General features: G+C 72.3%; 17 protein-coding genes. 13 read left to right on the top strand and 4 right to left on the bottom strand.

Annotation, left to right across the window (positions count from 1 at the left end):
* The first annotated feature begins 45 nt into the window (after window positions 1-45).
* From ACIRF9_RS45630 to ACIRF9_RS45670, 9 genes are all read left to right on the top strand, one after another.
* A complete protein-coding gene (locus ACIRF9_RS45630) occupies window positions 46-2,277 on the top strand; it encodes a molybdopterin oxidoreductase family protein (RefSeq protein ID WP_403835483.1) in 2,232 nt (743 codons plus the stop codon).
* Window positions 2,278-2,398: 121 nt separating this feature from the next.
* On the top strand, window positions 2,399-3,820 hold the full coding sequence (locus ACIRF9_RS45635) for a CitMHS family transporter (protein ID WP_403835486.1): 1,422 nt from the start codon (window positions 2,399-2,401) through the stop codon (window positions 3,818-3,820).
* Between the two features lie 20 nt (window positions 3,821-3,840).
* A complete protein-coding gene (locus ACIRF9_RS45640) occupies window positions 3,841-5,082 on the top strand; it encodes an MFS transporter (RefSeq protein WP_403835488.1) in 1,242 nt (413 codons plus the stop codon).
* A 101-nt stretch (window positions 5,083-5,183) separates the two neighbouring features.
* The gene (locus ACIRF9_RS45645; RefSeq protein WP_403835490.1) at window positions 5,184-5,915 is read left to right on the top strand and encodes a hypothetical protein; all 732 of its coding nucleotides are present in this window, start codon (window positions 5,184-5,186) and stop codon (window positions 5,913-5,915) included.
* A gap of 697 nt (window positions 5,916-6,612) precedes the next feature.
* A complete protein-coding gene (locus tag ACIRF9_RS45650; RefSeq protein WP_403835492.1) occupies window positions 6,613-7,038 on the top strand; it encodes a class F sortase in 426 nt (141 codons plus the stop codon).
* Window positions 7,039-7,165: 127 nt separating this feature from the next.
* Window positions 7,166-8,503 carry an ABC transporter ATP-binding protein gene (locus ACIRF9_RS45655; RefSeq protein ID WP_403835495.1) on the top strand — a complete coding sequence of 446 codons (1,338 nt, stop codon included), beginning with the start codon at window positions 7,166-7,168 and terminating at the stop codon, window positions 8,501-8,503.
* Window positions 8,504-8,600: 97 nt separating this feature from the next.
* Complete coding sequence (locus ACIRF9_RS45660) at window positions 8,601-9,989, top strand: aldehyde dehydrogenase family protein (protein ID WP_403835498.1); 1,389 nt, start codon at window positions 8,601-8,603, stop codon at window positions 9,987-9,989.
* Window positions 9,990-10,002: 13 nt separating this feature from the next.
* Window positions 10,003-11,082, top strand: coding sequence for a Zn-dependent alcohol dehydrogenase (locus tag ACIRF9_RS45665; protein ID WP_403835499.1), 1,080 nt, complete (start codon window positions 10,003-10,005; stop codon window positions 11,080-11,082).
* Window positions 11,083-11,237: 155 nt separating this feature from the next.
* A complete protein-coding gene (locus tag ACIRF9_RS45670; protein ID WP_403835502.1) occupies window positions 11,238-12,560 on the top strand; it encodes an MFS transporter in 1,323 nt (440 codons plus the stop codon).
* Here the strand turns inward: ACIRF9_RS45670 and ACIRF9_RS45675 are convergent.
* The 3 genes from ACIRF9_RS45675 to ACIRF9_RS45685 all read right to left on the bottom strand — a co-directional run bounded on the left by ACIRF9_RS45675 (window position 12,552) and on the right by ACIRF9_RS45685 (window position 15,044).
* Window positions 12,552-13,481 (bottom strand): DMT family transporter, encoded by a 930-nt coding sequence (locus ACIRF9_RS45675; RefSeq protein ID WP_403835505.1) that lies wholly within the window; start codon window positions 13,479-13,481, stop codon window positions 12,552-12,554. The two genes, ACIRF9_RS45670 and ACIRF9_RS45675, sit on opposite strands and share 9 nt — an antisense overlap.
* Window positions 13,482-13,571: 90 nt before the next feature.
* Entirely contained in the window at window positions 13,572-14,282 is a 711-nt protein-coding gene (locus ACIRF9_RS45680; protein ID WP_403835506.1) for an ArsR/SmtB family transcription factor, read from the bottom strand.
* Between the two features lie 129 nt (window positions 14,283-14,411).
* Window positions 14,412-15,044: a TetR/AcrR family transcriptional regulator gene (locus tag ACIRF9_RS45685; RefSeq protein WP_403835509.1), complete on the bottom strand. Its 633-nt coding sequence runs from the start codon at window positions 15,042-15,044 to the stop codon at window positions 14,412-14,414.
* Window positions 15,045-15,120: 76 nt separating this feature from the next.
* Here ACIRF9_RS45685 and ACIRF9_RS45690 point away from each other — a divergent pair, with 76 nt between their 5' ends.
* From ACIRF9_RS45690 to ACIRF9_RS45700, 3 genes are all read left to right on the top strand, one after another.
* A complete protein-coding gene (locus ACIRF9_RS45690) occupies window positions 15,121-16,308 on the top strand; it encodes an acyl-CoA dehydrogenase family protein (protein WP_403835591.1) in 1,188 nt (395 codons plus the stop codon).
* A gap of 61 nt (window positions 16,309-16,369) precedes the next feature.
* On the top strand, window positions 16,370-16,657 hold the full coding sequence (locus ACIRF9_RS45695; protein WP_403835512.1) for a YiaA/YiaB family inner membrane protein: 288 nt from the start codon (window positions 16,370-16,372) through the stop codon (window positions 16,655-16,657).
* A 136-nt stretch (window positions 16,658-16,793) separates the two neighbouring features.
* Window positions 16,794-17,420, top strand: a complete 627-nt coding sequence (locus ACIRF9_RS45700) for a TetR/AcrR family transcriptional regulator (protein WP_403835515.1) — start codon at window positions 16,794-16,796, stop codon at window positions 17,418-17,420.
* A gap of 16 nt (window positions 17,421-17,436) precedes the next feature.
* Here the strand turns inward: ACIRF9_RS45700 and ACIRF9_RS45705 are convergent, their stop codons facing one another.
* Window positions 17,437-17,898, bottom strand: coding sequence for a MaoC family dehydratase (locus ACIRF9_RS45705; RefSeq protein ID WP_403835518.1), 462 nt, complete (start codon window positions 17,896-17,898; stop codon window positions 17,437-17,439).
* Between the two features lie 93 nt (window positions 17,899-17,991).
* On the opposite strand from ACIRF9_RS45705, the gene soxR reads away from it, so the two are divergent.
* Window positions 17,992-18,456 (top strand): redox-sensitive transcriptional activator SoxR, encoded by a 465-nt coding sequence (gene soxR, locus ACIRF9_RS45710; RefSeq protein ID WP_403835521.1) that lies wholly within the window; start codon window positions 17,992-17,994, stop codon window positions 18,454-18,456.
* The last annotated feature ends 152 nt before the right edge of the window (window positions 18,457-18,608 follow it).

Consider the following 18,608-nt stretch of genomic DNA (forward strand, 5'->3'; position numbering starts at 1 on the left):
TATGCTCGGGCCGGAAGAAGGCGCCGTCGCCCCCCAGGAGGACCCGTGTCCCGCACCGCCCTGCGAATCTGCCCCCTGTGCGAGGCCACCTGCGGGCTGACGCTCACCGTCGAAGGGACCAGGGTCACCGGCGCCCGGGGCGACCGGGAGGACGTGTTCAGCAAGGGGTTCATCTGCCCCAAGGGCGCCTCGTTCGGGGCGGTCGACGGGGACCCCGACCGGCTGCGCACCCCCCTGGTGCGCCGGGACGGGGAGCTGCGCGAGGCGACCTGGGCGGAGGCCTTCGACGCCGTGGCCGCCGGGATCCGGCCGGTCGTGGAGCGGTACGGTCCGCACGCCGTCGGGGTCGTCCTCGGCAACCCCAACGTGCACACCATGGCGGGCGCCCTCTACCCGCCCGTGCTGCTCGCCGGGCTCGGCACCCGCAGCCTGTTCACCGCGTCCACGGTCGACCAGATGCCCAAGCACGTCTCCAGCGGACTGCTGTTCGGCGACGCCAACGCGATCCCCGTGCCGGACCTGGACCACACCGACCACCTCCTGCTGCTCGGGGCCAACCCCCTGGAATCCAACGGGAGTCTGTGCACCGCCCCCGACTTCCCCGGCAAGCTCAAGGCCCTCAAGGCCCGCGGCGGCACCCTCACCGTCATCGACCCGCGCCGCACCCGCACGGCCAAGCTCGCCGACCGGCACATCGAGATCCGGCCCGGCACCGACGCGCTGCTCCTCGCGGCGATGACGTACGTGCTGTTCGAGGAAGACCTGGTGGAACTGCGGGAGCTGACCCCGCACGTCGAGGGGGTCGAGGAACTCCGGGAGGCCGTACGGGAGTTCACTCCCGAAGCCGTGTCCCCCGCCTGTGACGTCGACGCCGGCACCATCCGCGCCCTCGCCCGTGAACTCGCCGCCGCCCCCACCGCCGCCGTCTACGGCCGCATCGGCAGCTGCACGGTCCCCTTCGGCACGCTCGGCTCCTGGCTCGTCGACGTCCTCAACATCCTCACCGGCAACCTGGACCGGCCCGGCGGCGCCCTCTTCCCGCAGGCCGCGACCGACCGGACCCCCCGCCCGGCCGGGCCCGGCCACGGCTTCCAGCTCGCCCGCTGGCACTCCCGGGTCAGCCGGCACCCCGAGGCGAAGGGCGAGTTGCCGCTCTCCGCGCTCGCCGAGGAGATCGACACCGCCGGCGAGGAGGGCGAGCCGATCCGCGCGCTCATCGCCGTGGCCGCCAACCCCGTGCTCTCCGCGCCGGACGGCGACCGGCTCGACAAGGCGCTCGGCTCGCTCGACTTCATGGTCAGCGTCGACCCGTACCTGAACGAGACCTCGCGCCACGCCCACGTCGTCCTGCCGCCGCCCCCGCCCTCCCAGAGCGCCCACCACGACTTCGCCTTCAACACCCTCGCCGTGCGCAACCAGGCCCGCTACTCCCGTCCCGCCGTCCCGCTGGAGCCCGGCAGGATGGCCGAGACGGAGATCCTCGCCCGGCTGATCCTGGCCGCGACCGGCATGCACGGCGCCGACCCCTCCGCCGTCGACGACCTGGTCATCGGCCAGACCCTCGGCAAGGCGGTCAAGGAGCCGCACTCGCCGGTGCACGGCCGCGACCCGCAGGACCTGACCGCCCTCCTCACCGGCGAGAACGGCCCCGAACGCCGGCTCGACATGATGCTGCGCCTCGGCCCCTACGGCGACGGCTTCGGCGTACGGGCGGACGGGCTGAGCCTGGAGAAACTGCTCGCCCACCCGCACGGCATCGACCTCGGGCCGCTCGGCCCGCGGCTGCCGCAGCCGCTGAAGACCCGGAGCGGGCGGATCGAACTGCTGCCGGGGCCGATCGCCGACGATCTGCCCCGGCTGACCAAGTCCCTGCGGGAGCGGCCCGCCGGACTCGTCCTCGTCGGGCGGCGCCATCTGCGCTCCAACAACAGCTGGATGCACAACGTCCCGGCCCTCACCGGCGGCACCAACCGCTGCACCCTGCACATCCACCCCGAGGACGCCGAGCGGCTGGGCGTACGGGACGGGGCGCCGGTGCGGGTGAAGGGCGCCGGGGGAGAGGTGACCGCCCCGGCGGAGGTCACCGACGGCGTGCGCAGGGGCGTGGTGAGCCTGCCGCACGGCTGGGGCCACGACCGGCCCGGCACCCGCCTCAGCCACGCCGCGACGGACCCCGGCGTCAACGTCAACCAGCTCCTCGACGGCAGCCTGCTCGACCCGCTGTCGGGCAACGCCGTCCTCAACGGCGTACCCGTCGAGATCATGGCAGGCCTGTGACCTGGAATATTGCGCTTATTGCTCGCACGTCAACGTCTTGTTAACGCCGTTTGACGCGACCTAACGTCATCGCACCGCCTGCCCGGTGGGATGTTCAAGGGCGAACGTTAGGTATCCACTCATGCTGACCCTCCTCGGCTTCGCCATGATCGCGACCTTCCTGGTCCTGATCATGCTGAAGAAGATGTCGCCGATCGCGGCGCTCGTCTTGATCCCGGCCCTGTTCTGCGTCTTCGTCGGGAAGGGCGCCAAGCTCGGTGACTACGTCATCGACGGCGTCACCAGCCTCGCCCCCACCGCGGCGATGCTCATGTTCGCGATCGTCTACTTCGGTGTGATGATCGACGTCGGCCTCTTCGACCCGATCGTCCGGGGCACCCTGAAGTTCTGCAAGGCCGACCCGCTGCGCATCGTCGTCGGCACGGCGCTGCTCGCCGCGATCGTCTCGCTCGACGGCGACGGCTCCACCACCTTCATGATCACCGTCTCGGCGATGTACCCGCTGTACAAGCGCCTGAAGATGAGCCTGGTCGTGATGACCGGTGTCGCCGCCATGGCCAACGGCGTGATGAACACGCTGCCCTGGGGCGGCCCGACCGCCCGCGCCGCCACCGCGCTGAAGCTCGACGCGAGCGATATCTTCGTGCCGATGATCCCGGCCCTGGCCGTGGGCCTCCTCTTCGTCTTCGTGCTCTCCTACGTCCTCGGCCGCCGCGAGCGCAAGCGGCTCGGCGTGCTGACGCTGGACGAGGCGCTGGTGGAGGAGAAGGTCCTCGTCGAGGAGAAGGAGACCGAGACGGTCCTCGTGGGCGCCGGCGGTTCCAACACCGGCAAGTCCGCCTCCCGGCCGACGGGTTCCGGCTCCGCCGCCGCCCTCGGCGACGACGAGCCCGAGGACGGCTTCCAGGGCCTCGACCCGAACCGGGCCACCCTGCGCCCCAAGCTGTATTGGTTCAACGCGCTGCTCACGGTCTCCCTGCTCACCGCCATGATCATGGAGTGGCTGCCGATCCCGGTGCTGTTCCTGCTCGGCGCCGCACTCGCGCTCACCGTGAACTTCCCGCACATCCCGGACCAGAAGGCCCGCCTCGCCGCCCACGCCGACAACGTCCTCAACGTCTCCGGCATGGTCTTCGCCGCCGCCGTCTTCACCGGCGTCCTCCAGGGCACCGGCATGGTCGACCACATGGCCAAGTGGATGGTGGACGTCATCCCCGAGGGCATGGGCCCGCACATGGCCTTCGTCACCGGCCTCCTGAGCCTCCCGCTCACCTACTTCATGTCCAACGACGGCTTCTACTTCGGTGTCCTCCCGGTCCTCGCCGAGGCCGGCGCGGCACACGGCGTCACGCCGCTGGAGATGGCCCGCGCCTCGCTCGTCGGCCAGCCGCTGCACATGTCGAGCCCGCTGGTCCCGGCCGTCTACGTCCTGGTCGGCATGGCCAAGGTCGAGTTCGGCGACCACACCCGCTTCGTGGTCAAGTGGGCCGCCCTCACCTGCCTGGTGATCCTCGGGGCGGGCATGCTGTTCGGCATCATCTGACCCACGTCCAGGAGGTATCCGTGAGGCCCGGCAGGAACCGCGGCTGGCTGCTCCGTCTCGTCATCGCCTTCTCCTTCGCGCAGGGGGCGGTGTCGATGGCCCGGCCCGCCGTCTCCTACCGGGCCCTCGCGCTGGGCGCCGACGAGCGGGCCGTCGGTGTCATCGCGGGCGTGTACGCGCTGCTCCCGCTCTTCGCCGCCGTACCGCTGGGCCGCCGCACGGACCACGGCCGCTGCGCCCCGCTGCTGCCGGTGGGCGTCGTGCTCATATCCGGCGGCTGCGCGCTCAGCGGCCTCGCCGGCTCCCTCTGGGCGATGGCCCTGTGGAGCGGGGTGATGGGCCTCGGCCACCTCTGCTTCGTCATCGGCTCCCAGTCGCTCGTCGCCCGCCAGTCCGCCCCGCACGAACAGGACCGCAACTTCGGCCACTTCACGATCGGCGCCTCCCTCGGCCAACTGGTCGGCCCGGTCGCGGCGGGCGCCCTGATCGGCCGCGAGGACATGGCCGACAGCAGCGCGCTCGCCCTGCTGGTCGCGGGCGCCGGCTGCGCGGTCGCGTTCACCTCCCTCTGGCGCATAGAAGACCGCGATACGGCGCCCAAGTCCCGTACGGCCGACGGCGACCGCGTCGCCGTCGGCCGCATCCTGCGTACCCGGGGCGTCCCCGCCGGCATCTTCGTCAGCCTCGCCGTGCTGTCCGCGACCGACATCCTCACCGCCTACCTCCCGGTGGTGGGCGAGCACCGGGGCATCGCGCCCTCGGTGATCGGCGTCCTGCTCAGCGTCCGTGCGGCGGCCACCATCGCCTGCCGGCTCGTCCTCACCCCGCTGCTGCGGCTGCTCGGCCGGACGCTGCTGCTCGCCGTGACCTGTGTCCTGGCCGCGCTGCTCTGCGCGGGGATCGCGCTGCCGGTGCCGGTCTGGGTGCTGGGTGTGATGCTCGCCGTCCTGGGGTTCTGCCTCGGGGTGGGGCAGCCGCTGTCCATGACGACGGTCGTCCAGGCCGCGCCCGACGGCGCCCGCTCCACGGCCCTCGCGCTGCGGCTGACCGGCAACCGCCTCGGCCAGGTCGCGGCACCTGCCGCGGCGGGTCTGGTCGCCGGGGTGGCGGGGGTGGCCGCGCCCTTCGTGATGCTGGGGGTGCTGTTGCTGCTGTCGTCGGGGGTGGCGTCGCGGTCCCCGGCGAAGCGGCCCGAGCCGGGGGAGGGAGTTGCCGAGCCGCGTCGGCCGGGCTCGGCGGTGGGCCGGACGAGGGACAGCTGACGGGTCGCGGGGCGAGGCTCCCACCGTTCGGCGGGCATATGTGACAAAGAGTCAGATGAACAGTGATTTGTATGAAAATCATCTGACTCGGAGGAGCCTGCATGCACGTCACGCCCCGCCCCCGTCGCGCCGGCGCCCGTATCGCCGCCCTCGCGGCCCTCACCGTCGCGGGGAGCGCCCTGACCGGGGTGCACGCCGTCGCCGCCACCAACGGGGACATCAAGATCCACGACGCCGAGACCGGCGCCGAGCAGCCGGAGAACGACCCCCACGTCTGCGTGTTCTACCTGGCCGCCTTCAACTTCGACCCGAACGAGCACGCCTCCTGGACTATCGAGACCCAGCCGCCGTCCAGCGGACCCGACGGGGCCAGTGGCGAGATCACCCTCGACTCGGACGGCGAAGGGCAGAGCGAGAACATCGAGCTCCCCAACGGGCATTACAAGCTCTCGTTCGTGACGGACGACGGCGACGGCGGCCCGGGCAAGCAGAAGACGTTCTGGGTCGACTGCCCGTCCGGTTCGCCGAGCCCCACCGGCACCCCCACCACGGAGCCCCCCACCACACCGCCTCCGACCACGCAGCCTCCGACGACGGAGCCGCCCACCACGCAGCCTCCGACCACGGAGCCGCCCACCACGCAGCCGCCCACCAGCAAGCCGCCGCACCACGGCTACCCGGGCGGCCCGCACGGTGGTCCGCCGGCCGGTGGTGGCGGGCTTGCCCGTGACGCCGCGTTCGGCCCGGTGGCCGGCGCCGCCGCCGTGGGTGTGGCCGCGGTCGGCGGGGTGCTCTGGTTCCGGCTCCGTCGCCGTACGCATGGCGCCGCGTAGACGCAGGCGCAGGCGTAGGCCCTGGTACCAGACGCGCGCCTACCGCCTGACCCGCACGGTCGCACTGATCGCCGCGCTGGTCACGGGGTGCGTCCACTGGACCCAGGGCGAGGAGCCCCCGGGAGCGGCCTCGGCCGCCCCGGGGGGCTCCGCCCAGGTGGCCGGAGCCGATTCCGGCAGCCCGGCCGACGGCCGGGGCCCGGGCCTGGCCCCGCGGGGCGAGGCCGCGGGGGTGTCCGGTTCGGGGGCGGCCGCCCAGGCATCGGGGACCTCGGCGGCCCAGGCCCCCGGGGGCGCCGGGGCGCCCCGCCCGCAGCACGGGGACTCCCGGCCCCAGGGGACGACGCCCGACGGGGCGGCCCCGAACGGCGCCCCACGGAACTCCGCGGCCCAGGCCGGCCGGCCGGGCCGGCCGGGCCAGGCCGGTGGACCCGCCGGGCAGGGGCAGGCCGGTCGACCCGCCGGGCGGGGTCAGGCCAGCCGGCCCGCCGGGGCTGGTCGGGCGGGCCAATCCGCGGGGCCGGGTCAAGCCGGCCGGCCCGCGGGGCCCGGCCAAGCCGCCCGGCCGGCCCCCACCCGCCCTTCGGGTACCCCCTCCACCGCCCGCTCCCCCTCCACCGCCCGCCCCCGTTCCACCCCCGCTCCCCCCTCCCTCCCGCGCTCCCGCGCCACCCGGCTCGCGATCCCCTACATCGGCGTGGACGCGCCCGTGATGGACCTCCGTCTCGACGGCGAACGCCGTCTGCCCGCGCCCCCGGAGGACGACCCGCACCGCGTGGGCTGGTACGCGGACGGCCCGACCCCCGGCGAGCGGGGGACCGCCGTCGCCGTCGGGCACCTCGACACCGACAGCGGCCCGGCCGTCTTCGCGGGCCTCTCCGAACTCAAGCGGGGCAAGCTGATCCAGGTCCGCCGCGCCGACGGCCGGACCGCCGTCTACGCCATCGACGCCCTCCGCAAGTACGAGAAGTCGCACTTCCCCAACAGCGAGGTCTACGGCGACCGAGGCCGCCCCGAGCTACGGCTGATCACCTGCGGCGGCACCTTCAACCGCAGGACCGGCTACAACGGCAACCTCGTCGTCTTCGCCCACCTCACCCGCCTCGTCGAGCCGAAGGCCTGAACCAGACCGTCCGGTTTCTCACCTGTCGGACCACGACGTCCGATCCGGGCGAGTCTCTTCCCCCAAGCGTGCACAGTCCGTTAACTTCCGTGACTCACCACACCAGTGAGCCCCCGGGGACACTTCCATGACACGCGCCATCTCCCTGCACGACGTCAGCAAGGTCCACGCCAAAGGAGTCCGGGTCGTGGACCGGCTGTCGATGGACATCGGACCCGGCGAGTTCCTGGTCCTCCTCGGGCCCTCCGGCTGCGGCAAGTCCACCGTGCTCAGAATGATCGCCGGCCTGGAGCACATCACGGAGGGGGAGTTACTCCTCGACGGCGCGTACGCCAACGATCTGCGGCCGTCCGAGCGGGACATCGCGATGGTCTTCCAGAACTTCGCCCTCTACCCGAACATGACCGGCCGCGACAACATCGGCTTCCCGCTGCGCATCGAGACACCCGGCGCCGACCCGGGCCCGCGCATCGACGCCACCGCCCGGATGCTCGGCATCGAGGACCTCCTCGACCGCTTCCCCGCCCAGCTCTCCGGCGGCGAACGCCAGCGCGTCGCCATGGGCCGGGCCATCGCCCGCCACCCCTCCGCCTTCCTGATGGACGAACCGCTGTCCAACCTGGACGCCAAGCTCCGCAACCATCTGCGCGCCGAGATCTCCAAACTGACCCGGGAGCTGGGCGTCACCACCGTCTACGTCACCCACGACCAGGCCGAGGCCATGTCGCTCGGCGACCGCGTCGCCGTCCTGCGCGGCGGCCTCCTCCAGCAGCTCGACACCCCCCGCGCGGTCTACGCCCTGCCCCGCAACGTCTTCGTCGCCGCCTTCATCGGCACCCCGCGCATCAACCTCCTGCGCGGTCTGGTCCGCGCCCCGCTCGACGGCGCGATGACGATCAGCCTCGGCAAGCAGGCCCTGCGCCTGCCCGAGCCCCTCTCCCTGGACCACCGGCTGCTGCGGGTGCAGCAGGGCCGCGAGGTGATCGTCGGTCTGCGCTCGGAGGCCGTGCGCGTCGCCACGCCCGCCGAGGCCCGCCCCGAGGAGACGCACATCACCGGACTCGTGGAGCACGTGGAGTTCCAGGGCCACGAGGTCCTCGTGCACTTCAACACCGGCTCCGGCCCCGCCGTCGTACCGGAGCTGGAGGCGCCGCGGCCCGTCCCGCGCCCGCCCCGGCGCCGCCGTCGCGAGGGCCGGGTCCTGGACCGGCTGCGGGAACGCGCGGGAAGCCTGCGGGCCGGACCGGTCGTCGTCCTGGACGAGCCGGCGGAACAGGACCGGCCGTCCGGTTCCCCCGAGGCCCGCATCCCCGGCGACCTCGTGGTCCGCACCACCCCCGACTTCGATCTCCGGTACGGCATGCAGGTCCCCCTCCTCGTCGACACGGCTCACCTCTTCGTCTTCGACCAGCACGGCGAACGCATCTGCCCGGCCCCGGCACGGCTGCCGGACCTGGACGAGTGAGCCGCCGCACTCCCGTCGCGTGAGGAGTCCCCTGGTGCCAGAAAACTAACGACGCTAGTTTGGGCCGCGGACGACCAGCCCCGCCGGAAGGAACGCGATGAAGGCACACGACGGCATCTATCTCGACGGCGCCTGGCGCCCCGCCGCGAGCCAGGACGTGATCGACGTCGTCGACCCGGCCGACGAGCAGGTCATCGCCCGTGTCCCGGCGGCCGGCGCCGAGGACGTCGACGCCGCCGTACGGGCCGCCCGCGCCGCGCTCCCCGCCTGGGCGGCCACCCCGCCCGCCGAGCGCGCCGCCCGACTCGGCGCCCTCCGGGACGTCCTGGCCGCCCGCAAGGACGAGATCGCCGCGACCGTCACCGCCGAGCTCGGCGCCCCGCTGCCCTTCTCCCAGGCGGTCCACGCGGCCGTACCGATCGCGGTCGCGGGCTCCTACGCCGAACTCGCCGCCACCCACTCCTTCGAGGAGAAGGTCGGCAACTCGACCGTGTACCAGGAGCCGGTCGGCGTGGTCGCCGCCATCACGCCCTGGAACTACCCCCTGCACCAGATCGTCGCCAAGGTCGCCCCGGCCCTGGCCGCCGGCTGCACGGTGGTCCTCAAGCCCGCCGAGGACACGCCGCTCACCGCCCAGCTCTTCGCCGAGGCCGTCCACGAGGCGCGTGTCCCCGCCGGTGTCTTCAACCTGGTCACCGGCCTCGGCCCGGTCGCCGGCCAGGCCCTCGCCGAACACCCCGGCGTGGACCTGGTCTCGTTCACCGGCTCCACCGCCGTCGGCCGGCGGATCGCCGCCACGGCCGGTGCCGCGATCAAGAAGGTGGCCCTCGAACTCGGCGGCAAGTCCGCCAACGTCATCCTGGCGAGCGCCGACCTCGCCAGGGCGGTCAACGTCGGCGTCGCCAACGTGATGTCCAACTCCGGCCAGACGTGCAGTGCCTGGACCCGCATGCTGGTCCACCGCGACCAGTACGACGAGGCCGTCGAACTGGCGGCGACCGCCGCCGCGAAGTACGGAGACCGCATCGGCCCGCTCGTGAACGCCAAACAGCAGGCACGGGTGCGGAGTTACATCGAGAAGGGCGTCGCCGAGGGCGCGCGGCTGGTGGCCGGCGGCCCGGAATCCCCGTGCGAGCAGGGCTACTTCGTGAGCCCCACGGTCCTCGCCGACGTCACACCGGAGATGACCGTCGCCCAGGAGGAGATCTTCGGCCCGGTCCTCGCCGTCCTGCGCTACGAGGACGAGGAGGACGCCCTGCGGATCGCCAACGGCACGGTCTACGGCCTGGCCGGCGCGGTCTGGGCGGGCGACGAGGCAGAGGCGGTGGCCTTCGCCCGCCGTATGGACACCGGCCAGGTCGACATCAACGGCGGCCGCTTCAATCCCCTCGCCCCGTTCGGCGGTTACAAGCAGTCGGGCGTCGGCCGCGAACTCGGCGCGCACGGTCTCGCCGAGTACCTCCAGACCAAGTCCCTTCAGTTCTGAGGAGGTTGCCGCCATGGTCCGTGCCGCCGTACTCCCCGCCGTCGGTGCTCCCCTGGAGATCACCGACATCGACCTCCCGGACCCCGGCCCCGGCCAGGTCCGCGTCCGCCTCGCCGCCGCCGGGGTCTGCCACTCCGACCTGTCCCTGTCCGACGGCACCATGCGGGTGCCGGTCCCGGCGGTCCTCGGCCATGAGGGCGCGGGCACGGTCGTGGCCGTGGGAGAGGGCGTCACCGAGGTGGCACCCGGTGACGCCGTCGTCCTCAACTGGGCTCCGTCCTGTGGCAGTTGCCACGCCTGTGGACTGGGCGAGGTCTGGCTGTGCGCCAACGCGCTGACCGGCTCGGCCGACGTCTACGCCCGCACCGCCGACGGCACCGACCTCCACCCCGGCCTGAACGTCGCCGCGTTCGCCGAGGAAACCGTCGTCAAGGCCTCCTGTGTCCTGCCGCTGCCCGACGGGATCCCGCTCACCGACGCGGCCCTCCTGGGCTGCGCGGTCCTCACCGGATACGGCGCCGTCCACCACTCCGCGCGCGTCCGCCCCGGCGAGACCGTCGCCGTCTTCGGCGTGGGCGGGGTGGGCCTCGCCACCCTCCAGGCCGCCCGGATCGCCGGCGCCTCGAGAATCGTCGCCGTGGACGTCTCCCCGGAGAAGGAGGAACTGGCGCGAGCGGCGGGTGCCACGGAGTACGTGCTCGCCTCCGATCGGACGGCCCGCGAGATCCGCGCCCTCACCGGCAAGCAGGGCGTCGACGTGGCCGTGGAGTGCGTGGGCCGCGCGGTCACCATCCGCACGGCCTGGGAGTCCACCCGGCGCGGCGGCCGCACCACGGTCGTCGGCATCGGCGGCAAGGACCAGCAGGTCACCTTCAACGCCCTGGAGATCTTCCACTGGGGCAGGACCCTCTCCGGCTGCGTGTACGGCAACTCCGACCCGGCCCGGGACCTGCCGGTCCTCGCCGAACACGTCCGCGCGGGCCGCCTGGACCTCTCCGCCCTGGTGACCGAGCGGATCGCGCTGGAAGGCATCCCGGCGGCCTTCGAGAACATGCTGGCGGGCAAGGGCGGCCGGGCCCTGGTGGTCTTCTAGCCTTTTCCCTCTCTTTTCCCTCTCTTTCCCTCCCTTTGGCCGGGCCCGGTTGCGGCCCGGCCGAAGAGAAGTCTCCTGCACACCCGTTGACCCCATACCGTCCGGTCAGTATGTTCCCCGGAACGTCCCCATAGCACCCACTGGAGTGTGCACGCATGGACACGTTCCCCACCGCTCACCCGACCCCCACCGCGGCCCCCGCGACTCCCCATCGCCGCCGCGTCGCCACCGCCGCCGCACTCGCCTCGGCCGTCGAGTGGTACGACTACTTCGTCTTCGGCATCGCAGCCGCCCTCGTCCTCGGCGATCTGTACTTCCCGGCCGGCAGCTCCACCGCCGGAGTCCTCGCCGCCTTCGCCACCTTCGCGGTCGGCTTCCTCGCCCGCCCGCTCGGCGGGATCGTCGCGGGCCAGCTCGGCGACAAGCGCGGCCGCAAGCCGATGCTGGTGCTCGCCCTGACCCTCATGGGCGTGGCGACGACCGGCATCGGCGTCCTCCCGACCTACGACACCATCGGCGTGGCCGCACCGGTCCTGCTGGTCCTCCTGCGCGTGGTCCAGGGCATGGCGGTGGGCGCCCAGTGGGGCGGCGCGATGCTGCTGGCCACCGAGTACGCCCCCGAGGGCAAGCGGGGCCTCTACGGCAGCTTCGTCCAACTCGGGGTCCCCATCGGTGTGGTGACCGCGAACACCGCCTTCCTCCTGGCCGGCGCCCTCACCTCCGACAGTGAATTCGCCGCCTGGGGCTGGCGCGTCCCCTTCGTGGTCGGCCTGTTGGTCCTCGTCCTCGCCCGGTACATCCACACGCGCGTCGAGGAGACCCCCGAATTCCGGGCCGCCGAAAGGGCGTTGAGCGAGAAGGAGAAGGCGGAGCAGAACTCCCCGCTGCGCACGATCCTGCGGGAGCACCTCGGCACGGTCCTGCTGGCCGGCGGCTCCTTCGCCGTGAACACCGCCGCGTTCTACATCCTCATCACGGGCGTCCTCGACTACACCACCCGCCAGCTCGGCATGGCACGCGGGCCCGTGCTCGCCGTCTCCCTCGGCGTCAGCCTCACCCAGCTCGCCCTGATCCCGGTCTCCGCCGCCCTCTCCGACCGCCTCGGCCGCATCCGCGTCTACGCGTTCGGCGCTGTGGGCATCGCCGTGTGGGCCGTACCGCTGTTCCTGCTGATCGACACCGGCTCGCTGCTGTGGCTGGCGGTCGCCACCTTCGTCGCGAGCTGCTTCCTCAGCATCATGTACGGCCCCCAGGCCGCCCTGTTCGCCGAGCTGTTCACACCCGAGATGCGCTACACGGGGGCGTCCCTGGGCTATCAGATCGCCGCCGTGGCCGGCGGCGGCCTGGCCCCCTTCGTCATGGTCCTGCTGCTGGAGGCGACGGGCACCTCACTGGCGGTCTCCGCCTACATCGTCGCCCTGTCCGTGATCGCGCTGATCTCCATCAAGGTCCTCGCGGGCCGGGCGCGTTCACGCTGAGACGTCCGCCTCCTCGGGCCGCGGCTCGGTCGCCGCGGCCCGGCGGGGCTTCGACCGCGACACCCACACCCCCGCCAGACACAGCGCACCGCCCACCAGGGTCAGCGGTCCCGGCACCTCGCCCAGCGCCAGCCACGACATCAGCACCACCAGCGCGGGCACGGCGTACGTGGTGGCGCCCATGCGTCCGGCGGTCGTCCTGGCCAGGGCGTAAGCCCAGGTGGTGAACGCCAGCGCGGTGGGAACCACGCCCAGGTAGACCATGTTGAGGGTGGCGGACAGCGGGGCGTCGGCGGCGTCGCGGACCAGCTGCCCGGCGAACGGCAGACACATCGCCGCCCCCACCGCACACCCGAACGTCGTCGCCTGCAGCGCGCTCGCGTGCCCGAGCGCCGGCTTCTGCGCCACCACCCCGCCCGCGTACGCCACGGCCGCCAGCAGACACAGCACCACCCCGAGCAGCGAGGACCCGCCCCCGCCCGACATCGACAGCCCGACGGTCACCGCTCCGGCGAAGGACACCGCCATCCCGGCCAGCAGCCGCGGCGGCAGCCGGTCGCCGAGGAACCGCGCGCCCAGCAGGGCGATGAGCAGCGGCCCGATGTTCACGACCAGGGCCGCCGTCCCGGCGTCCACCTGCTGCTCGCCCCAGTTCAGGACCACCATGTACAGCCCGAACCACAGCACGCCGGAGATCGCGATCCCGCGCCAGGCCGCCCTCGGCGGCCACCCCTCACGCCGTACGGCACACAGCACTCCCAGCACCAGCGCACCGGCCAGCAACCGCCCGAGCGCCAGCGCGCCCGGCGAGTACGCGGCACCGGCACTGCGGATCGAGACGAAGGCGGAGGCCCAGGCCAGGACGGTGAAGCCGGCCGCACCGGCGGCGGACAGTTCCGTACGACGAGCGGTGTTCATCATGCTCCCGAGGGTAGGAAGGGAAGGGGGCCGGGACCGGCGGATTTCGGACGGGTGCTTCTGCGTCACGAGGACTGCTGCCTGTGCCGGTGCTCAGCGCAACGCGCCCTGCTCGATGCCCAGCAGTTCGGTCAGGGCCCGTTCGCCCTCCGCCGTCACCCGGACCGCCCGCTCGGAGCCGACCCGTTCGCACCACCCCGTGTCGAGGGCGTGCCCGCACAGGGCCGCGCCCGCGACGCCCGCGAGGTGGGGCCGGCGCTCGGTCCAGTCGAGGCAGGCCCGGGCCAGCGGGCGGCGGCTCGACCGGTCGAGCGGGATGCCGACGCCCTCGAACCACCGTACGCCCGCGTCGGTGAGCGCGAATCCGGTGTCCTGACGCAGCAGCCCGCGCGCGGTGAGCGCGTCGGTGACCGTGATGCCGAGCCGCCCGGCGAGATGGTCGTAGCAGGTGCGGCCGCGGGCCATCGCCGACCCGGCGTTCGCGGCCCGCAGGGTGCGTGGACGTACCGCCGGGTCCGGGGGGACCTGGGCGGCGAGGTCCTCCACCAGCTGGGCGACGCGGGCGTCGGCGAGCCGTACGTACCGGTGCCGGCCCTGCCGTTCCTCGGTCAGCAGGCCGCCCGCGACCAGCTTGCCCAGGTGCTCGCTCAGCGTGGACGCGGCCACGCCTGCGTGCCGGGCCAACTCGCCGGCGGTCCATGCCTTGCCGTCCAGCAGGGCGAGGAGGCAGGTGGCTCTTGTCTCGTCGGCGAGGAGTGCGGCCAGAGCGGCCAAGGCCGGTGCCCTCGCGTCCCTGGTGGTCATGTGTTCCAGCATGGGGGACGGACAGTTCGGTACGGGCCGAAATATGTCGTTGTTCGTCTGCGGGTGCGTTGTGGCTGGTCGCGCCCACGCGGCGGAGCCGCATATCGATACAGCCCCGCGCCCCTTAGGTCAGGACAGGTGGCGGTGTTGTGTGGCTAGGCCGTCCAGCAGTGCCGTCAGGCCTGTTTCGAAGGCCCGTTCGTCGATCTTCTCCTGCTGCTCGGCGAGGAGGTGAGCCTGGCCGAGATGCGGGTAGTCGGCGGGGTCGTACGCGGTCGCATCGTCGACGAAACCGCCGGCGAACGAGCCGAGTGCCGAGCCCATGATGAAGTACCGCATCAGCGCGCCGATGGAGGTGGCCTGGGCGGGCGGCCAGCCCGCCGCGACCATCGCGCCGTAGACGGCGTCGGCGACCCTGAGGCCGGCCGGGCGGCGGCCGGGGCCCTGGGCGAGGACCGGGACGATGTTCGGGTGGTCGCGCAGGGCGGCCCGGTAGGAGATTGCCCAGTCGTGCAGCGCGGTCCGCCAGTCCCGGTCGCCGTCGAACATCGACAGGTCGACCTGGGAGCTCACCGAGTCGGCGACCGCCTCCAGGATCTCGTCCTTGGTGCGGAAGTGGTTGTACAGCGAGGGCCCGCTGACCCCGAGTTCGGCGGCGAGCCGGCGCGTGGAGACGGCCGCGAGGCCCTCCGCGTCCACCAGCGCCCGTGCGGTCTCGACGATCCGGTCGGTGCTGAGAAGGGGCTTGCGCGGTCGGGCCATGGCGCACATAGTAGGGCGGACACATGAAACTAGCAGTGCTAATTTAAATGTCCGGCTTTCAAGGGGTGAGGTCGTGGTGAATCTGGGGCTCAGTGACGAGCAGGAGGCCGTCCGGCGGCTCGCCCGGGATTTCGTGGAGCGCGAGATCACCCCGAACGTCGTCGCCTGGGACCGTGCCGAGGAAGTCGACCGGGGCATCGTGAAGAAGCTCGGCGAGGTCGGCTTCCTGGGCCTGACGATCGACGAGGAATACGGCGGCTCCGGCGGCGACCATCTCGCGTACTGTCTGGTCACGGAGGAGCTGGGGCGCGGCGACTCGTCCGTGCGCGGGATCGTCTCCGTGTCCCTGGGGCTGGTCGCCAAGACGATCGCGTCCTGGGGGAGCGAGGAGCAGAGGCGCCGCTGGCTGCCGGGGCTCACCTCCGGCGCGTACGTCGGCTGCTTCGGCCTCACCGAGCCCGGCACCGGCTCCGACGCCGGCAACCTCGCCACCCGCGCGGTCCGTGAAGATGGGGGCACCTCCCGCTCGAGCGGAGCCGAGAGTGGGGGAATGTACGTGATCAACGGCAGCAAGATGTTCATCACGAACGGCACCTGGGCCGACGTCGTCCTGCTCTTCGCCCGCTCCACGGACGCACCGGGCCACAAGGGCGTCTCCGCCTTCCTGGTCCCCACCGACACCCCCGGCCTCACCCGCCGTACCGTCCACGGCAAGCTCGGCCTGCGCGGCCAGGCCACCGCCGAGCTGGTCCTCCAGGACGTCCGGGTGCCCGCGTCCGCCCTGCTGGGCGAGGAGGGCAAGGGCTTCTCGGTCGCCATGTCGGCGCTCGCCAAGGGCCGGATGTCGGTCGCGGCGGGCTGCGTCGGCATAGCGCAGGCCGCCCTGGACGCGGCGGTGCGGTACGCGGGCGAACGCGAGCAGTTCGGGAAGACCATCGCCCACCATCAGCTGATCCAGGAGCTGATCAGCGACATCGCCGTGGACGTCGACGCGGCCCGGCTGCTGACCTGGCGGGTCGCCGACCTGATCGACCGCGGGCTGCCGTTCGCGGTGGAGTCCTCCAAGGCCAAGCTCTTCGCCTCCGAGGCCGCCGTCCGCGCAGCGAACAACGCCCTGCAGGTTTTCGGCGGCTACGGCTACATCGACGAGTACCCGGCGGGCAAACTGTTGCGCGACGCCCGGGTGATGACCCTCTACGAGGGCACCAGCCAGATCCAGAAGCTGGTCATCGGGCGGGCGCTGACGGGGGTCTCGGCGTTCTGAGTATCCGTCTGAGTACGTGTACGGATGTGGCGCGCGCCACGTCGGCGGGATCCTTTCGCCCATGAGTGACACACCGGTCAAACAGCAGAACACGGCCGCCTTCTACGGCCAGGCCGTCGCCTCCTTCGGCATCGCCATGGCGGCCACGTCCATCGGCATCTACCAGCTGAACACCGACGCCTGGGTGCGCGCCTTCCTGGCGATCGCGGTCCTGTACCTCGTCACCTCCGCCTTCACCCTGGCGAAGGTGATCCGCGACCGCCAGGAGGCGGGATCGATCGTGAGCCGCGTCGACCAGGCCCGCCTGGAGAAGCTCCTCGCCGAGCACGACCCCTTCGAGAAGATCTGAGGCTGTCAGGAGCCGTCCGAGGCTGTCCGGAACCAAGGGTTTCCCCTAGGGCCTGTCCGGCTGAGCGGGCACTCTAAGCAACCGCTCACCTTCGGCGGTATGGTGGAGCTCCTGTATCGAGAGGGGCGAGCGAGGGATGAGTACGGCGCAGGAGATGGCCGGCGGCGAGATCGAGCCGTGGGAAGAGGTCACCCCCGACGCGGCCCGGCGACTGCTCGTCGCCGCCGTGGAGGCCTTCGCCGAGCGCGGCTACCACGCGACGACGACCCGTGACATCGCGGGCCGTGCGGGCATGAGCCCGGCCGCCCTCTACATCCACTACAAGACCAAGGAAGAGCTGCTCCACCGGATCAGCCGGATCGGTCACGACCGCGCGCTGGACATCCTCCGCACGGCGGCGGCGGGGGACGGCAGCGCGACACAGCGCCTCGCTGAGGCCGTGAGCTCCTTCGTCCGCTGGCACGCGGGGCGGCGCACCACCGCGCGGGTCGTCCAGTACGAACTGGACGCCCTCGGCCCCGACGCCCGCGCCGAGATCCTCGCGCTGCGCCGGCAGGTCGACGCCGAGGTGCGCGGGATCATCGAGGACGGTGTGACGGCGGGCGAGTTCGAGGTCCTGGACGTCCACGGGACCACCCTCGCCGTGCTCTCCCTCTGCATCGACGTGGCCCGCTGGTTCAACGTCGACGGCCCGCGCACACCCGAAGAGGTCGGCGCGCTCTACGCCGACCTCGTGCTGCGGATGGTGGGCGCGGCGAAGTGACGCTCGCGCGTTCTTCCTACAGGTAGTACCGGGAGACGGACTCCGCGACGCACACGGGCTTGTCCCCGCCCTCGCGCTCCACGCTGAAGGCGACCGTGACCTGGACACCGCCGGTCACGTCCTCGACGCCGGTGATCGCCGCGGTGGCGCGCAGCCGGGAGCCGACCGGGACGGGCGAGGGGAAACGCACCTTGTTCGTCCCGTAGTTGACGCCCATCTTCACGCCCTCGACCTTGATCAGCTGCGGCCCGAACAGCGGCAGCAGGGACAGGGTCAGATAGCCGTGCGCGATCGTGGTCCCGAACGGTCCGGCGGCGGCCTTCTCCGGATCGACGTGGATCCACTGGTGATCGCCGGTGGCCTCGGCGAACAGATCGATCCGCTTCTGGTCGACCTCCAGCCAGTCGGTGTACCCCAGCTGCTCGCCCACCGCCGACTTCAGTTCCTCGGCGGACGTGAAGATCCTCGGCTCTGCCATGTGTCTCCGGCCCTCTCGCACGATGTCTTACTAAGCGACTGCTTAGCATGGTGGGGATGGGGGCGCATGTCAACGATGGGTAGGGTTCGAGGGGTGCCCCAGATCCCCGAGAAGATCCACGAGCTCACCGTCGGCCAGCTCGCCGCCCGCAGTGGCGCCGCCGTGTCCGCCCTGCACTTCTACGAGTCCAAGGGGCTGATCAGCAGCCGCCGCACCACGGGCAACCAGCGCCGCTACCACCGCGACGCCCTCCGCAGGGTCGCCTTCGTCCGCGCCGCCCAGCGGGTCGGCATCCCCCTGGCGACGATCCGCGAGGCCCTGGCCGAACTCCCCGAGGAACGCACGCCCACCAGAGAGGACTGGGCGCGGCTCTCCGAGGTCTGGCGGGCGGAACTGGACCAGCGCATCCAGCAGCTCAACCGCCTCCGCGACCACCTCACCGACTGCATCGGCTGCGGCTGCCTCTCACTCGACACCTGCGTCCTCTCCAACCCGGACGACGTGTTCGGCGAACGCCTGACGGGATCACGACTCCTGGCCGAGAAGAGAAAGGGCTAGCCGCCCGGTGCCACCGGGGGAAGGGGTGCGGGGCATCGGGCGGCTGCGGGTGCGTGGGGGCTGATCGCGCAGTTCCCCGCGCCCCTGGGAGGTTGCAGTCACCCCGGCTGAAACCTGACGTAGCTGCGGGCAGTCGTGCCGCTGGGGCGATG

The organism is Streptomyces sp. NPDC096132 (assembly GCF_044763345.1).
Taxonomy (GTDB): Bacteria; Actinomycetota; Actinomycetes; order Streptomycetales; family Streptomycetaceae; genus Streptomyces.

Coding starts and splice junctions, on each gene's coding strand:
- ACIRF9_RS45645 (WP_403835490.1), top strand. CDS start 5,184: ATGCACGTCACGCCCCGCCCCCGTCGCGCCGGCGCCCGTATCGCCGCC.
- ACIRF9_RS45660 (WP_403835498.1), top strand. CDS start 8,601: ATGAAGGCACACGACGGCATCTATCTCGACGGCGCCTGGCGCCCCGCC.
- ACIRF9_RS45665 (WP_403835499.1), top strand. CDS start 10,003: ATGGTCCGTGCCGCCGTACTCCCCGCCGTCGGTGCTCCCCTGGAGATC.
- ACIRF9_RS45700 (WP_403835515.1), top strand. CDS start 16,794: ATGAGTACGGCGCAGGAGATGGCCGGCGGCGAGATCGAGCCGTGGGAA.
- ACIRF9_RS45685 (WP_403835509.1), bottom strand. CDS start 15,044: ATGGCCCGACCGCGCAAGCCCCTTCTCAGCACCGACCGGATCGTCGAG.
- ACIRF9_RS45670 (WP_403835502.1), top strand. CDS start 11,238: ATGGACACGTTCCCCACCGCTCACCCGACCCCCACCGCGGCCCCCGCG.
- ACIRF9_RS45675 (WP_403835505.1), bottom strand. CDS start 13,481: ATGATGAACACCGCTCGTCGTACGGAACTGTCCGCCGCCGGTGCGGCC.
- ACIRF9_RS45655 (WP_403835495.1), top strand. CDS start 7,166: ATGACACGCGCCATCTCCCTGCACGACGTCAGCAAGGTCCACGCCAAA.
- ACIRF9_RS45705 (WP_403835518.1), bottom strand. CDS start 17,898: ATGGCAGAGCCGAGGATCTTCACGTCCGCCGAGGAACTGAAGTCGGCG.
- ACIRF9_RS45680 (WP_403835506.1), bottom strand. CDS start 14,282: ATGACCACCAGGGACGCGAGGGCACCGGCCTTGGCCGCTCTGGCCGCA.
- ACIRF9_RS45695 (WP_403835512.1), top strand. CDS start 16,370: ATGAGTGACACACCGGTCAAACAGCAGAACACGGCCGCCTTCTACGGC.
- ACIRF9_RS45635 (WP_403835486.1), top strand. CDS start 2,399: ATGCTGACCCTCCTCGGCTTCGCCATGATCGCGACCTTCCTGGTCCTG.